Below are 14917 nucleotides of genomic sequence, written 5' to 3' on the forward strand. Positions count from 1 at the left end.
ACCAGGGGGTAGCCCATACAAGTGGAAGACCAGCCGGACGCTTCGCCAACCCGCCGGCGTGGGGAGGCTCTCCCGTGCCCGCACCTGCCGCCGTGCTGACCGGTCTCGGCTCGTGGTTGCCGACAAAAGTCCTGGACAACCACGAGATCGCCGCCCGGCTCGACACCTCGGACGAGTGGATCCGGACCCGCACGGGCATCCGCGAACGCCGTGTCGGCGGGCCCGGCGAGTCCACTGTGGACCTCGCGGTCGGGGCCGGCCGCCGGGCGCTGGCGTCGGCCGGGACCGGCGCCGACATGGTCGTCCTCGCCACCTCCACGCCCGACCAGCCCTGTCCGGCCAGCGCACCGCAGGTCGCCGCCCGGCTCGGGCTCGGCACGGCCGCGGCGTTCGACGTCAACGCCGTCTGCAGCGGCTTCGTCTACGCGCTGGCGACGGCCGCGGGGTTCATCGCGGGCGGCCTCGCCGAGCGTGTGCTCGTGATCGGCGCCGACACCTTCACCACGCTCATCGACCCCGCCGACCGCACCACCGTGCCGATCTTCGGCGACGGCGCCGGCGCCGTCCTGCTGCGGGCCGGTGACGCCGGCGAGCCCGGCGCTTTCGGGCCGTTCGACCTGCACAGCGAGGGTGAGCACGCCGAGCTGCTGTGGGTCGAGGCCGGCGGCGCGCGCAAGCGGCTCTCCGACGACCCGGGTGACCGCTTCCTCGCGATGCAGGGCACCGCGGTGTTCCGGCACGCCTGCGCGCGCATGGCCGAGTCGTCCCGGACCGTGCTGGAGCGGGCGGGCTGGATGGTCGGCGACGTCGACCGGTTCGTCGGGCACCAGGCGAACATCCGGATCCTGCAGGCGACGGCGAAGCAGCTCGGTATGCCGGCCGACGCCGTGGTCGCCAACATCGACCGCGTCGGCAACACCAGCGCCGCGTCGATCCCGCTCGCGCTGGACGACGCCCGGCGCGACGGCACCCTCACCCCCGGCAACCGGGTCCTGCTCAGCGCGTTCGGCGCGGGCCTGACCTGGGGCTCGACGGTGCTGACCTGGCCGGACCTGGGTCAGCCGGCCTGAGGTTCCGCGGTCCAGGTCGGCGTCGCCGCCTGGCGGCCGCGCAGCTCCAGCTCGCCGTGCTCCACCCAGTGCGCGGCTTCATCGGCCAGGGCCGAGGAGACGACGGCGTCACTCGCGAGGATCCGGGACGGCGTCGCCTTGGCCAGCTCGGTGAGCCGCGCGGCCTCGTTCACCGCGTCGCCGATCACGGTGTACTCGAGCCGGCTGCTGGTGCCCAGCTGCCCGGCGAACACCGGGCCGGTCGAGACGCCGATGCCGAGGTCGAGCTCACCCGCGTCGCGGACCGCGTCCCGGATCGCGCGGGCGGAGGCCAGCGCGACCGTGGGCGCGTCCGCGAGCCGCGTCGGGGCGCCGAAGATGCACAGCGCGGCGTCCCCCTGGAACTTGTTGACCAGCCCGCCGCGCGCGTCGACCGCGGAGACGACGGCCGCGAACAGCCGGTTCAGCTTCCCGACCAGCTCCTCCGGCGGGGTGCGGTAGGCCAGCGCGGTCGAGTCGACGACGTCGACGAACAACGCCGTCACCTCGCGGACGTCGCCGGACAGGGAGGCGCCGTACTCGAGCGCGTGCCGGGCGACCTCGGCGCCGACGTGCCGTCCGAAGAGGTCCCGCATCCGCGCCTGCTCGCGCAGCCCGGACGCGAGCTGGTTCACCGACGTCTGGAGCAGGCCGATCTCGCTGGAGTCGTCGACGTCGACCGCGACGGTGGTGTCGCCGCGCGCGATCCGGTCGAGCGCGACCCGCAGCCGGTGCAGCGGCGCCGCGACCGCCCTGGCCAGCAGCGCGGTGCCGATCGCGCCGACCACCAGGCCGATCACCGACAGCATGACCAGGCTCGCGGTGGGGTTGCCGGCGCCGAGGTCCGGCGGGGTGGCGACGAGCAGCACGCCGACGAACGGGACCCCGCTGGCCAGCGCCCAGGTGACGACCAGCCGGGTCAGCACGGTGACCGGCAGCGAGCCCCGCGGCGGCAGGATCCCGAGCGCGATCGTCATCACCGGCCGCGCCACCCACTCGGCCGCGAGGTAGGTGAGGCCGACGGTGGTGAGGCCGCCGAGCCCGATGACGGTCGCCATGCCGGCGGCGTCCTCACCCGAGCCGAGCACGCCGGCCAGGACGGCGAGCACGAGCGTGCCGATCAGCCAGAGGGTGCCGCTGACCACGGCCATGTCGACCGGCAGCCGCAGCGCGCGTTTCGCCTCGCTTTCCGACGGCGGCCGCCCGAGCACGAACCAGACCGCGGTGCGGCGCTGCAGCCACGCGGTCCACAGCGTCCCGGCGAGCAGCGACACGACGACGATGCCGCCCGCGGTCAGGCCGAGCACCCACCCCCGCTCGCCGACGTCCTTCGGCAGGCCCTGCAGCACCAGCAGCAGCGCGACCACCCCGGAGCCGGCGACACTGGACCCGATGCCGAGCCCGGCGAAGCCCAGGCTGGTGCGCAACACCACCCGGAAGTTCTTCACGGCGATCTTGCGCACGGCGTTGATCGTACGGCCGAAAATCCGTGGCCACCGCCGGTGGCCGGTGGTTACGGTGCGGACCATGGAGCCACCCACCCTTCGGTCCGGGTGGCGGAGCCCCGGCCTGGGCGAAGCCCAGTTTCGTACAGCCGGGAGGAGATCCGGGCTTCGTTCGTCATCTGCACCGCTCCCGCGCCGAAGTCCCGGCTGCGCAGCAACATCTGCGGCTTCTGCACCACGACCCACGGGCTCGCCGACATCACGCTGTTCTCGGGCAGGCGCGCCGGGAAGCTCGGCCGCGAAGGCAACACGCTGGGTATCTACGCCTGCGGGAACCTGGGGTGCAACCAGTACGCGGGGAGCTGAAGTCCGACGTGCCCCAGCCGCACGAGACTCTGACGCTCGAACAGCGTCTCGCGCGCCTGGAGGAGCGGGTGCACAAGTTCGTCGCGCGGGTGCTGGAGTCCCGCTAGAAGCGGTACCGCACGATGTGCGCCATCTTCGCCAGCGGCGGCACGTACTTCACCAGCCGGAGCTGGAACCGGGTGAACGGCCGCAGCCGGGCCATGACCTCCGGCGTCGACCAGTGCGCGGCGTCCAAAGAGGACACCATCGTGAGGCCGTCGCGCTCCAGCTCGTGCGGGTCGTTCACGCCCCAGTGCAGGGTCGCGCCCACGCGGCGCACCGGGGTGTTGAGCTTCTGCGCCTTGATGCCGAGCCGGTTGAAGACGTCGCAGACCAGCTCGCCGGACGGGAACTTCGCGACCAGGCGCCGGATCAGCTCGTGGCCCTTCTCCGGGTCCAGGTACATGGTCAGGCCCTCGGCGACGATCAGCGCCGGCCGGTCGGAGGGAACCTGGTCGAGCCACGCGAAGTCGGTCACCGACGTGCCGATGTTCGTGTGGTGGGGCGCCGGCGCGAAGAGCTTCTCGCGCAGCTCGACGACCTCGGGGTAGTCGACGTCGTACCAGTGCACGGTCTCCGGCGGGGAGAGGCGCTGGAACCGGGTGTCCAAACCGCAGCCCAGGTGCAGCACGATCGCGTCCGGGTGCTTCGCGAGGTAGTCGGCGGCCCACGCGTCGATCGGCTTCGCCCGCAGGACGACGCTCACCGCGCTGTCGCGGGTGATGCCGAGCTGGGCGAAGTCGTAGTCGATCCGGCGGACGGCCTCGTCGGCGGCGTGGTCACCGAGCACGGGGTCGGCCTCGCGGCTGTCGAGCGCGCGGCCGTAGAGCGTGGCCAGCATCGTGGCCTTCTCTTCGGTGAAGTGCACCTTCTCCATCAGCGCTCCTCCGCGGCGAAGTCGTGCGCGTACGTCTTGGCGTCGACCAGGTGCTTGAGGGTCAGCTCGCGGGCCGCGGCCGGGTCGGACCGGCGGATGGCGTCGAGGATCGCGCGGTGCTCGTCGACGGCCTTGCGGATCTGGCCGGGCAGCCGCAGGGCCAGCCGCCGCTCCTCGCCGACCAGGGCGAGCACCGACCGCAGCAGCCCGGCGACGTCGTCGTTGCCGGCGTTCTGCGCGATCACCCGGTGGAACTCGGCGTCGGCGGCGATGACGTGCAGCATGTCGCCGTCCTCGGCCGCCTTCGCCATCTCGTCGACGTTGTCCTCGAGGCGGCTCACGGTCTTCGCGGTGGCGTGCCGGGCGAGCCGTTCGGCGAGGGTCGGCTCGACGGTCGCGCGCAGGTCGAAGAGCTTCTCGACGAGCTGGTCGTGCTCGGTGAACCAGCTGCGCAACGGCTGTTCCTGCTGCTCACGGACGTAGGTGCCGGAGCCGGCGCGGATCCGGACGTAGCCGATCGAGTCGAGCACGCGCAGCGCCTGCCGCAGCGACCCGCGGCTGATGCCGAGGTCCTCGCACAGGACGCGTTCGGCGGGCAGCCGCGAGCCCGGCGGCAGCTTCCCGGAGTCGATCAGCGACCGCAGCCGGTCGACGGTCGCGCTCCAGACCTGCTCGGTGTCCACGGCGTCCATCTTCTCAGCTCCGGAAACTGTCGGGGGTGGCTGTCATGATCACCGGCGTGGACATCTTGGGGGCGTGGGTGCGGGGCTGGGCGGTGTCGCGGGCGACGCCGCCGCCGGTCGAGGAGCCGGACGGCCTCCGCGTCGACGTGGGCCTGCCCGGCCACCGCGTCCGCTACCTGCTGCGGTCACCGTCGGCGGTGCCCGCGCGGGCCCGGACGTGGCGGCGCCGGGCACGTGGCTGAAGACGTGCGGCGCGCGTCCCGCGGTGGTCGAGGGCCTGACGGCGGAGTGGGAGGTGGGGGAGACGGAGTACCTGATGACGCTCGACGGCGTCTGTCCGCCCGCCGAGGTCCCGGCGCCGTACGCGGTGACGGTCAGCGGCGAAGGCCCGGTGTGGGAGGTGGCGGTGACCGCTTCGGGCGAGCCGGCGGCCCGCGGCTGGGTCGCGGTGGATTCGGGGGTGGCGGTGTTCGACCGGATCGTCACGGAACCCGAACACCGGCGCCGCGGCCTCGGCCGCGTGGTGATGCACCGGCTGGGCGCCGCCGCGGGGGCGCGGTCGAGCGTCCTGCTGGCTTCGGCCGCCGGGCGCGGGCTGTACGGCTCGCTGGGCTGGCGGGTGGAGTCCGAGGTCGTCCCCGCGCACGTGCCGGAAGGAGCGCCGTGACCAGACCCTGATGAGCGGGGGACCGGTCCCCGAGTCCCGGCCGTAGCGTTGCCACTCGACGGCCGAGGGGAGCGACGTGACCAACCTGCGCCTTGCCGGGATCGCGGCACTCGGACTCCTGCTTGCCGCATGCGGCGGCACCCAGGAACCGACACCCGCACCGCCACCACCCGCGCCGCCGACCTCGGCAGCGCCGACGACCGCGCGATCCTTGGCGACCGTCCTCGGGGACGCGGAGGTCACCAAGCTGGACGCGATCGGCAGTGTGCTGCTCTCCTGCGTGCCGGACCTGCCCCACTGCTACCACTCCGTGGCCGCCGTGCGGTCGGGCGTCACCGAGGCGCAGGCCAAGATCAAGGCCGATCCCGACGCGTCCCGCTTCACCGCAGCGCTGGAGAAGCTCGACGAAACCGGCAAGCGGGCGGATGTCCTGCAGGGGTGCGAAGCGTGGTTCACCAGCAACGGCGGCGCCGACGGGAAGGGCTGCTCCGCCGCCTTCAACGACGTGCTCGCGCTCTTCGGCGAGTTCCGCGCCCTGATCTAGCCGACGGAAGTGTCTGACCAGACACATCCGCGTCGCGGGAGTGGCCCACCATGCTTAGGCTCCGCACGTGAGCGCTTCATGACGTGGTGGCACGCGGTGATCATCGTGGTCGCCGGGATCTGGGCCGGCACCATCAACGCCGTGGTCGGGTCGGGGACCCTCGTGACCTTTCCCGTCCTGGTCGCGCTGGGGTACCCGCCGGTGACGGCGACGACGTCCAACGCGATCGGGCTCGCGCCCGGCACCCTCAGCGGCGCCTGGGGCTACCGGCACGAGCTCACCGGCTACTGGCGGCAGACCGCCAAGTTCGCCGTCGCGTCGTTCCTCGGCGCCATCGGCGGCACCATCCTGCTGCTGTCGCTGCCGAAGGACGCGTTCGAGGCCGTCGTTCCCGTGCTCGTGGGGCTCGCCGTGATCCTCGTGATCGTGCAGCCGCGCGTCTCGAAGTGGGTCGCGAAGCGCCGCGAGGACAACGGCGAAGAGCACAAAGCCGGGCCGTTGCTGATGTTCTTCATCTTCCTCATCGGCATCTACGGCGGGTACTTCACCGCCGCGCAGGGCGTGATGCTGATGGCCGTCATGGGGATGCTGCTGTCGGAACCACTGCAGAAGCTCAACGGCGTCAAGAACGTCCTCGCCGCCGTCGTCAACGTCGTCGCCGGGGTGATCTACGCGTTCGTCGCGCCGATCAGCTGGCCCGTCGTGCTCTGGCTGGCCGTCGGCTCGACCGCCGGCGGCTTCCTCGGCGCGAAGATCGGCCGGAAGCTGCCGCCGGCGGTGCTGCGCGGCGTGATCGTCGTGATCGGCGTCGCCGCCGTGATCCAGCTGGTGGTCAAGCAGTTCAGCGACTGAACTCCCGCGCGGCGGCCAGGAAGAGGTCGTTCTCGTCGCGGGTCCCGATGGTCACGCGCACGCCGTCACCGGCGAACGGGCGCACCACCAGCTTGCGGTCCAGCGCGTGCTCGGCGAACGGCACCGCCTGGTCCCCGAGCGGCAGCCAGACGAAGTTCGCCTGCGTCTCCGGCACCCGGTACCCGGCGGCGACCAGCTCGTCGCGCACCCGGCCGCGTTCGGCGATGATCTCCTGGCAGCGCGCCAAGAGCTCGTCCGCCGCGTCGAGCGACGCCAGCGCGGCCACCTGCGCGAGCATGTTCACCGAGAAGGCCACGTACACCTGGCGAAGCGCGTCGGCGACCGCTTCCGGCGCGACGGCGTAACCGACGCGAAGGCCCGCGAGCCCGTACGCCTTCGAGAACGTGCGAAGCACCATGACGTTCGGGCGCGTGCGGGTGTACTCGATGCCGTCGGGAACTTCCGGGTCGGTGACGAACTCCTTGTACGCCTCGTCCAGCACGACCAGCACGCGCTGGGGCACCGCGTCCAGGAAGCGCTCGAGCTCGGCGCGGCGGACCGCCGTCCCGGTGGGGTTGTTGGGGTTGCAGACGAAGACGATGCGCGTCCGGTCGGTGATCGCCGCGAGCATCGCGTCGAGGTCGAGCTCCTGGCCTCCGGTGATCGGCACCTTGACGGAGACGGCGTGCGCCACCTGCGTCACGATCGGGTAGGCCTCGAACGACCGCCAGCCGAAGATGACCTCGTCGCCGGGCGCGCACGCGGCCTGGATCGTCTGCTGGCACAGCGAAACCGAGCCGCAGCCGATCGCGACGCGCTCGACCGGCACGTCCAGCTCGCGCGCCAGCCGCTCGCGCAGCAGCTGCGAGCCGGTGTCCGGGTACCGGTTGACACCCGCGGCGGCTTCGGCGATGGCGCGGGCGACGCTCGGCAGCGCACCGCCGGGCACCTCATTGCTCGCCAGCTTGATGGCGCCTTCGATCGTCCGGCCGGGGATGTATTTCGGCAACGATTCGAGATCGGCACGCGGGGACACGGACGACATCTTCGGCGCTCCTCCGGTTGAACGGGACAACCCCGTCACCGTATCTTTTCCGGCCGCCACCACGCGAGCCCCTTCAAACGGTTGCCGGTGCAGTTACCTGCGACACTGGGTTTCTTCCGTTCACCTCGAAGTGATTGAGTGACGCAATGACGTCGACCAGCACCGTGGACTACCAGCGCACCGACGGCCGTGCCCTCCGCCTGACCTTTTCGGAACCCGAGGGCGCGCTACGCGGTGGCCTGGTGGTGCTGCACGAAGCGGACGGCGTCACCGAGGGAGTGAAACTGCTGCTCGCGAGCCTCGCCCTCGAAGGCTGGCTGACCGTCACCCCGCACCTCGAGAACGACCAGCTGACGCAGCAGGACCTCCTCGACGCGACGGACATCACACTCGCCTGGCTCGTCGAACGCGGCGTCCAGGCCGACCTGCTCGGCGTCATGGGCTTCGACCTCGGCGGCACCGCGGCGCTCGTGGTCGCCTCGCACCGCAGGCTCGGGGCCGCCGTCAGCGTCGGCGGGCAGCAGGTCGCGGAGCTGCCGGCGCTGGTCGAGATCGCCGGTCGGCTCACCAGCCCTTGGCTCGGCATGTACGGCGACGCCGGTGACGAGGCCGGCGGCGCCGAGGTGGAGCGGCTGCGCGACGCCGCGGCGTCGGCGAAGGTCGCCACGAACGTCGTCCACTACCCGGGTGCGAACCACCGCTTCGACGCCGACCCCGGCGCGGCCGCCGAGGCCTGGCAGCGCACGCTCAACTGGTTCGACGCGCACCTGCGGTGATGTCGGCGCCCGCCACACCAGAGGCGGGCCGAGTGTCGGTTTCGACCACAGTGACTTCGTGATCCGAGGGATTAGGCTCGGGGCGTGACGCACACCGCCGACGCCCCCGAAGTGCTCTGGCGCCCCGAGCCGAGCCACGTTGCCGACACGAAGATCGAAGCCTTCCGCCAGTGGCTGCGGGCCGAGCGCGGGGTCGAGGTGGACGACTACCGCTCGCTCTGGGAGTTCTCCGTCGACCGCGGCCCGGACTTCTGGCAGGCGGTCGCGGACTTCCTCGGCGTCCGCTGGCACGACCAGCCGGGCGAAGTGCTCGCGGGCGAGATGCCGAACGCCGTCTGGTTCCAGGGCGGCACCCTGAACTACGCCGAGCACGCGCTCACCCCCGGCGTCGCGGGCGCCGCGAAGGGTGACGACGAGACCGCGGTGATCTTCCACCGCGAAGACGGCTTCGCGGACCAGCTGACGTACGGCGAGCTTCGCGCGCAGGTCGCCGCGGCCCGGGCGGCGTTCCTCGAGCTGGGTGTCGGCAAGGGTGACCGGGTGGTCGCGCTGGCCCCGAACTGCCCGCAGACGCTGGTCGCGTTCCTCGCGGCGGCGAGCATCGGCGCGGTCTGGTCGTCGTGCTCACCCGACTTTGGCGTCCGCGCGGTCGCCGACCGGTTCGTCCAGATCGAGCCGAAGCTGTTCTTCGCGGTCAACGCCTACGCGTACAACGGCCGCCAGTTCGACATCCGGACGACGGTCGCCGACCTGCGGGAGAAGCTGCCGTCGCTGGCCGCGACCGTGGTCGTCGAGTACGTCGGCGAGGGCCGGCTCGAGGGTGCGCACGACTGGGCCGAGCTGCTCGCGAAGCACGAGGGCGCGCCGCTGCTGTTCGAGCCCGTCGAGTTCGCGCACCCGCTGTGGGTGCTCTACTCGTCCGGCACCACGGGCCTGCCGAAGGGCATCGTGCACGGCCACGGCGGCATCACGCTGGAGCACCTCAAGGCCCTCGCGCTGCAGACCGACCTCGGGCCCGGCGACCGGTTCTTCTGGTTCAGCACCACCGGCTGGATGATGTGGAACTTCCTCATCTCCGGCCTGCTGGTCGGCACGACGATCGTGCTCTACGACGGCAACCCGGGCTTCCCGGACCTGAACGCGCTCTGGCACTTGGCCGAGCAGCACCGCGTCACCTACTTCGGCACGTCGGCGCCGTACATCCAGAGCTGCCTCAAGAAGGGCATCAAGCCCGCCGAGCGCTACGACCTGACGGCGTTGCGCGCGCTCGGCTCGACCGGCGCCCCGCTGAGCGTCGAAGGTTTCCGGTGGATCGTGAACGAGATCGGCCCGAAGGTGCAGATCTGCTCGGTCTCCGGCGGCACCGACCTGTGCGCGGCGTTCGTCGCGTCCGCGCCCGACGTGCCGGTCTGGCTGGGTGAGCTCTCCTGCCCGGCGCTGGGCGCCGCGGTCACCGCGTTCGACGAGGCCGGCAACGCCGTCGTCGAGCAGGTCGGCGAGCTGGTGATCACGAAGCCGATGCCGTCGATGCCGGTGTTCTTCTGGAACGACCCCGACGGCTCGCGCCTGCGTGAGGCGTACTTCGAGATGTACCCGGGGCTGTGGCGCCACGGCGACTGGATCCGGATCACCGACCGCGGCTCGGCGGTCATCTACGGCCGCAGCGACTCGACGCTCAACCGCGGCGGCGTCCGGATGGGCACGGCGGAGTTCTACCGGGTCGTCGAGGGGTACGACGAGATCGCGGACTCCCTGGTCGTGGACACCTCGGCGGCCGGGAACGAGGACGGTCGGCTGATCTGTTTCGTGGTGCTCGCGGACGGCGTCGAGATCGAAGACATCGAGCCGACGCTGCGGAAGGAGCTCCGCAGCGCCCTGTCACCGCGCCATGTACCCGATCGGTTCGTCGTGGTTTCCGAGATTCCTCGTACCTTGAACGGTAAGAAGTGTGAGGTACCGGTGAAGAAGATCCTCGCCGGTGTGGCTCCCGACCGGGCCGTCAGCCGCGACGCGCTGGCCAACCCGGCGGCGCTGACGCCGTTCGTGGAGCTCGCCGGGGGGTAGACGGGGGAAGCATGATCACCTGCAACGGGTTGCACAGGTGGTGACGGGGACACGCGCGCAGACCACCTGGCGGGTGGCGGGGGCCACCACCGTGGGGGTGATCACCTGGGTGACCCGGCTGGCCGGACTGATGACACTCGTGTCGGTCCTGGTGCCGGCCGGGCGCCGGAACCTGCGCGGGCGCCTGTCGGAGTGGCTGGAGCTGCCGCAGGACGCCACCGTCGCCGCGGCGACGATCGCGCTGGTCACGGGCGTGCTGCTGGTGCTGCTGGCCGCCGGCCTGCGGCGTCGCAAGCGCCGGGCGTGGCAGCTCGCGGTCGGCGCGACGGTGCTCCTCACGGTGTCGCACCTCGGCCTGAGGCACGTTTTCGGCGCCGGGCTGGTGTCGGTCGTGCTGCTGGTGGGCCTGATCGCGAACCGCCGCTACTTCGTCGCGAAACCGGACCCGGTCGTCGGACGCTGGCGCGCGGTGCGCGTGTTCCTGCAGCTGGTGCTGGCCGGGTTCGTGATCAACGTCATCCTGCTGTCCGTGGCGTCCCACGCGGTGCTGGAGCCGCTGAGCTTCCCGGACCGGCTTGCGGAGTCCGCGCTCGCGCTCGTCGGGGCCAGCGGGCCCGCCGTCTTCCACCAGATGTGGCTGGAGGACATGACGGCCGCCGTCGGGCTGCTGTTCGGCCTCGCCGCCGTCCTGGTGTCGGCGTACTTCCTGCTGCGCTCGGCCGAGCCGGCGCCGCGGCTGACCGACGACGAGGTCACACGCCTGCGCAAGCTCCTGGACGAGCACGGCGAGCGTGACTCCCTCGGGTACTTCGCCCTGCGTCGCGACAAGTTCGCGGTGTTCTCCCGCACCGGCAAGGCCGCGGTCACCTACCGCGTGATCGCCGGGGTGGCGCTCTGCTCGGCCGACCCGCTCGGCGACCACGAGGCGTGGCCGGGCGCGATCGAGGAGTACCTGGAGGTCTGCCGCCGCAACGGCTGGGTCCCGGCGGCGATGGGCGTCTCCGAGCTGGGCGCGACGGTCTGGGCCCGGTTCGGCCTGGAGGTGCTGGAGATCGGCGACGAAGCCGTCGTCGACGTCGAGGACTTCACCCTGGACGGCCGCACCATGCGCGGCGTCCGCCAGGCCGCGGCGCGCACCAAGCGCGCGGGGTACAAGGTGCTGGTGCGCCGCACGGAGGACCTGCGACCGGGCGAGCTGGCCGAGCTGGAGGCGCTGGCCGCGAACTGGCGCGGCACGGACACCGAGCGTGGTTTCTCGATGGCGCTGGGGCGCATGGGAGACACGGGATCGGTGCTGGTGACGGCCGAGCAGGGTGGCCGGGTCCGCGGGGTGCTCCAGTTCGTGCCGTGGGGCTCGAAGGGCCTCTCGCTGGACGTCATGCGCCGCGACCGCACGGCCGACAACGGCGTCAACGAGCTGATGATCTCGGAGCTCCTGCTGGCCGCCCGCAGGCACGACGTCGAGCAGGTGTCCCTGAACTTCGCGGCGTTCAGAGCCCTGATGGAACAGGGCCGGCGCATCGGCGCCGGCCCGGTCGCGCGCATGTCCGCGAAGGTGCTCCACTTCTTCTCGCGCTGGATCCAGATCGAGACGCTGTACCGCTTCAACGCCAAGTTCCAGCCGCGCTGGGTGCCGAGGTACCTGGTGTACCCGGGCGTCCGCGAACTCCCGCGCGTCGGCATCGCGACGTTCGAGGCCGAGGGGCTCGGCGGACGATCTCCGCGCCTGCTCAGACTGCTGCGCCGAGCGTGAGGGGGGTGCCTTCGGAGGTGGTCCGGGGGGTGTGTAACCTATCTGAGCAGTGGTCGTTGGGCCCAGGAGGCTTCGCCTAGTCTGGTCTATGGCGCCGCACTGCTAATGCGGTTGGGGGTAACCCCCCCTCCCGGGTTCAAATCCCGGAGCCTCCGCTGGTACCCGGTTCGCCGGGTGCTAGGTTACAACTGAACACGCGCCCGTAGCTCAGCTGGATAGAGCATCTGACTACGGATCAGAAGGTCAGGGGTTCGAATCCCTTCGGGCGCACGTCTGGTTGAGACAGCAGTACCGAGCAGGGCCTCGTTTCCGATGGGAAACGAGGCCCTGCTTGCATTCGCGACAGTCCACTGCGGAACCTGGTCAGCCCACCAGGAAGTGGACCAGGTTCCCGACGCTGTGGATCGCGAAGTAGGCGATGTCGGCGGCTGCGTAAACGATGTCCGAGATACCCATGGTGAGTCCTTCCGTCGGTGTGTCCAAAGGGGTTACCGCGCGGTAATAGGTAAAGCATTGGGCCAAATGGCCTAATTGGCCAGGCTTTAACATTGCTTTACCCCAGTTGGGGGATAAATGACGAACATCACCTGCTGCGGGCGATGAACTGGGTCACAGGAATGCTGCGAATGGTCGCGATCTGTGCTTCAGGTCGGGCTTTCCGCGTCGCGCGGACCCGGCGAAGGGATGCGACGGTGTCTTCCGCGCCCCTTGGTTCGGCTGCTTTGTGTAACTGGACTGGACCAGTCAACTCGCCAATGCCGCAACCGGTCCGGCGCCTTCGGCACTCTCTGTACTCGTGCTTCCATAATTGGTCTGGACCACGTAACGTCTTCGCAAACGGCGCAAATCACCATCTTGGTCCCCCTGGTGCGCGTCGGCCTGTACCTGGCTCAAGGGAGAGTTATGTCCAGAAAGAGATGGCACCTCCTCGGTCTCTTCACCGCGGTCGGCGCGATCGCGATCGGGCTCGTCACCGTGCCGGCGAGTGCCGCCGGTGGTGTCAGCGCGAGCTTCACCAAGGGCTCCGACTGGGGCACCGGCTACGAGGGCAAGTACACGATCGCCAACGGCTCCGGTTCGGCGCTGCCCAGCTGGACGGTCGAGTTCGACCTCCCGTCCGGCGCGAAGATCGCTTCGCTGTGGGACGGCAGCTACACCGCCGCCGGCCAGCACGTCACGGTCAAGAACACCTGGAACGGCAACGTCGGCAACGGCGGCAGCGTCAGCTTCGGCTTCAACGTCTCCTACTCGGGCGCCTACGCCGCCCCCTCCAACTGCCGGCTGAACAGCGGCTCCTGCGACGCCGGCGGTGGCACCCCGACCACCACGCCGACCACCCCGACGCAGCCGACCACCACCCCGACCACGCCCACCACGCCGCCGACGACGACCACCACCACCCCGCCCCCGCCGGGTGGGCTGAAGAACGTCGGCTACTTCGTGCAGTGGGGCGTCTACGGCCGCAACTACCACGTCAAGAACATCGAGACGTCGGGTTCGGCGAACAAGCTGACGCACATCAACTACTCGTTCGGCAACGTCAAGAACGGCCAGTGCACCGCCAACGACGACCCGTACGCCGACTACCAGAAGACCTACGACGCCGCGGGCAGCGTCGACGGTGTCGCCGACACCTGGGACCAGCCGGTCGCGGGCAACTTCAACCAGCTGCGCAAGCTGAAGAAGATGCACCCGGGCCTCAAGGTCATCTGGTCGTTCGGCGGCTGGACGTACTCCGGTGGCTTCGGCCAGGCCGCGCAGAACCCGGCCGCCTTCGCGCAGTCCTGCTACAACCTGCTGAAGGACCCGCGCTGGGCCGACATCTGGGACGGCATCGACATCGACTGGGAGTACCCCAACGCGTGCGGGCTCTCCTGTGACTCCAGCGGCGCCAACTCGTACAAGAACCTGATGTCCGCGCTGCGCTCGAAGTTCGGCTCGTCGTTCCTGGTCACCTCGGCCATCTCGGCGGACGGCAGCAACGGCGGCAAGCTCGACGTCGCCGACTACGCCGGCGCGGCGCCGTACCTCGACTGGTTCAACGTCATGACCTACGACTACTTCGGTGCCTGGGCGCCGCAGGGTCCGACGGCCCCGCACTCGCCGCTGACCAACTTCACCGGCATCCCGACGCCGGGCTTCTACTCCGACGCGGCGATCCAGAAGCTGAAGAGCAAGGGTGTCCCGTCGAGCAAGCTGTTGCTGGGCATCGGCTTCTACGGCCGTGGCTGGACCGGTGTCACGCAGAGCACGCCGGGTGGCACGGCGACCGGCCCCGCGCCGGGCACGTACGAGCAGGGCATCGAGGACTACAAGGTCCTGAAGAACTCTTGCCCGTCGACCGGCACGTTCGCCGGCACCGCGTACGCCAAGTGCGGCAGCAACTGGTGGAGCTACGACACCCCGGGCACCATCGGCGGCAAGATGTCCTACGCCAAGCAGCAGGGTCTCGGCGGCGCCTTCTTCTGGGAGCTGACCGGTGACACGAGCAACGGCGAGCTCATCACCGCCATGAAGAACGGCCTGTCGTGAAGCGCCGGTGGTTGCCCGCACTCGGGCTGGGGGGGGGGGGGGGGGGGGGGGGGGGGGGGGGGGGGGGGGCGGGGGGGGGGAGGGGGGGGGGGGGGGGGGGGGGAGGGGAGGGGGGGGGGGGGGGGGGGGGAGGGGAGGGAGGGGGGAGGGGGACGTTCTTCCCCGGTGTCGCCGCCGGGCCCGACG

14 protein-coding genes and 2 tRNA genes are annotated in these 14917 nt (G+C 70.9%); 12 read left to right on the plus strand and 4 right to left on the minus strand.

Annotated features, from left to right (window positions below; genetic code table 11):
- The first annotated feature begins 74 nt into the window (after window positions 1–74).
- Complete coding sequence (locus ACZ61C_RS44820; protein ID WP_465314075.1) at window positions 75–1070, plus strand: beta-ketoacyl-ACP synthase III; 996 nt, start codon at window positions 75–77, stop codon at window positions 1068–1070.
- Here ACZ61C_RS44820 and ACZ61C_RS44825 read toward each other — a convergent pair.
- Window positions 1058–2551 carry an adenylate/guanylate cyclase domain-containing protein gene (locus tag ACZ61C_RS44825; protein ID WP_465314076.1) on the minus strand — a complete coding sequence of 498 codons (1494 nt, stop codon included), beginning with the start codon at window positions 2549–2551 and terminating at the stop codon, window positions 1058–1060. The two genes, ACZ61C_RS44820 and ACZ61C_RS44825, sit on opposite strands and share 13 nt — an antisense overlap.
- A 90-nt stretch (window positions 2552–2641) precedes the next feature.
- On the opposite strand from ACZ61C_RS44825, the gene ACZ61C_RS44830 reads away from it, so the two are divergent.
- Window positions 2642–2899: an FBP domain-containing protein gene (locus ACZ61C_RS44830; RefSeq protein WP_465314077.1), complete on the plus strand. Its 258-nt coding sequence runs from the start codon at window positions 2642–2644 to the stop codon at window positions 2897–2899.
- A gap of 103 nt (window positions 2900–3002) precedes the next feature.
- Here ACZ61C_RS44830 and ACZ61C_RS44835 read toward each other — a convergent pair whose 3' ends face one another.
- Entirely contained in the window at window positions 3003–3815 is an 813-nt protein-coding gene (locus ACZ61C_RS44835) for a class I SAM-dependent methyltransferase (RefSeq protein ID WP_465314078.1), read from the minus strand.
- Complete coding sequence (locus ACZ61C_RS44840) at window positions 3815–4498, minus strand: FadR/GntR family transcriptional regulator (protein ID WP_465314092.1); 684 nt, start codon at window positions 4496–4498, stop codon at window positions 3815–3817. The genes ACZ61C_RS44835 and ACZ61C_RS44840 overlap by 1 nt, the downstream gene beginning before the upstream one ends.
- Window positions 4499–4533: 35 nt before the next feature.
- Here ACZ61C_RS44840 and ACZ61C_RS44845 point away from each other — a divergent pair, with 35 nt between their 5' ends.
- The 4 genes from ACZ61C_RS44845 to ACZ61C_RS44860 all read left to right on the plus strand — a co-directional run bounded on the left by ACZ61C_RS44845 (window position 4534) and on the right by ACZ61C_RS44860 (window position 6561).
- Complete coding sequence (locus ACZ61C_RS44845) at window positions 4534–4740, plus strand: hypothetical protein (RefSeq protein ID WP_465314079.1); 207 nt, start codon at window positions 4534–4536, stop codon at window positions 4738–4740.
- Entirely contained in the window at window positions 4716–5165 is a 450-nt protein-coding gene (locus ACZ61C_RS44850) for a GNAT family N-acetyltransferase (RefSeq protein ID WP_465314080.1), read from the plus strand. Before ACZ61C_RS44845 ends, ACZ61C_RS44850 begins: the two co-directional genes overlap by 25 nt.
- A 76-nt stretch (window positions 5166–5241) precedes the next feature.
- A complete protein-coding gene (locus ACZ61C_RS44855) occupies window positions 5242–5709 on the plus strand; it encodes a hypothetical protein (RefSeq protein WP_465314081.1) in 468 nt (155 codons plus the stop codon).
- 78 nt (window positions 5710–5787) lie between these two features.
- A complete protein-coding gene (locus tag ACZ61C_RS44860; protein ID WP_465314082.1) occupies window positions 5788–6561 on the plus strand; it encodes a sulfite exporter TauE/SafE family protein in 774 nt (257 codons plus the stop codon).
- Here ACZ61C_RS44860 and hisC read toward each other — a convergent pair.
- Window positions 6551–7606, minus strand: coding sequence for a histidinol-phosphate transaminase (hisC, locus tag ACZ61C_RS44865; RefSeq protein WP_465314083.1), 1056 nt, complete (start codon window positions 7604–7606; stop codon window positions 6551–6553). The genes ACZ61C_RS44860 and hisC overlap by 11 nt on opposite strands.
- A 146-nt stretch (window positions 7607–7752) precedes the next feature.
- On the opposite strand from hisC, the gene ACZ61C_RS44870 reads away from it, so the two are divergent.
- The 6 genes from ACZ61C_RS44870 to ACZ61C_RS44895 all read left to right on the plus strand — a co-directional run bounded on the left by ACZ61C_RS44870 (window position 7753) and on the right by ACZ61C_RS44895 (window position 14731).
- Window positions 7753–8382: a dienelactone hydrolase family protein gene (locus ACZ61C_RS44870; RefSeq protein ID WP_465314084.1), complete on the plus strand. Its 630-nt coding sequence runs from the start codon at window positions 7753–7755 to the stop codon at window positions 8380–8382.
- A gap of 84 nt (window positions 8383–8466) precedes the next feature.
- The gene (locus tag ACZ61C_RS44875) at window positions 8467–10446 is read left to right on the plus strand and encodes an acetoacetate--CoA ligase (protein ID WP_465314085.1); all 1980 of its coding nucleotides are present in this window, start codon (window positions 8467–8469) and stop codon (window positions 10444–10446) included.
- Window positions 10447–10483: 37 nt separating this feature from the next.
- Window positions 10484–12199 carry a phosphatidylglycerol lysyltransferase domain-containing protein gene (locus ACZ61C_RS44880; RefSeq protein ID WP_465314086.1) on the plus strand — a complete coding sequence of 572 codons (1716 nt, stop codon included), beginning with the start codon at window positions 10484–10486 and terminating at the stop codon, window positions 12197–12199.
- Window positions 12200–12264: 65 nt separating this feature from the next.
- Window positions 12265–12354 (plus strand) — tRNA-Ser (locus tag ACZ61C_RS44885).
- 41 nt (window positions 12355–12395) lie between these two features.
- Window positions 12396–12469 (plus strand) — tRNA-Arg (locus tag ACZ61C_RS44890).
- A gap of 633 nt (window positions 12470–13102) precedes the next feature.
- A complete protein-coding gene (locus ACZ61C_RS44895) occupies window positions 13103–14731 on the plus strand; it encodes a glycosyl hydrolase family 18 protein (protein ID WP_465314087.1) in 1629 nt (542 codons plus the stop codon).
- The last annotated feature ends 186 nt before the right edge of the window (window positions 14732–14917 follow it).

Source organism: Amycolatopsis sp. NPDC104587, assembly GCF_055583645.1.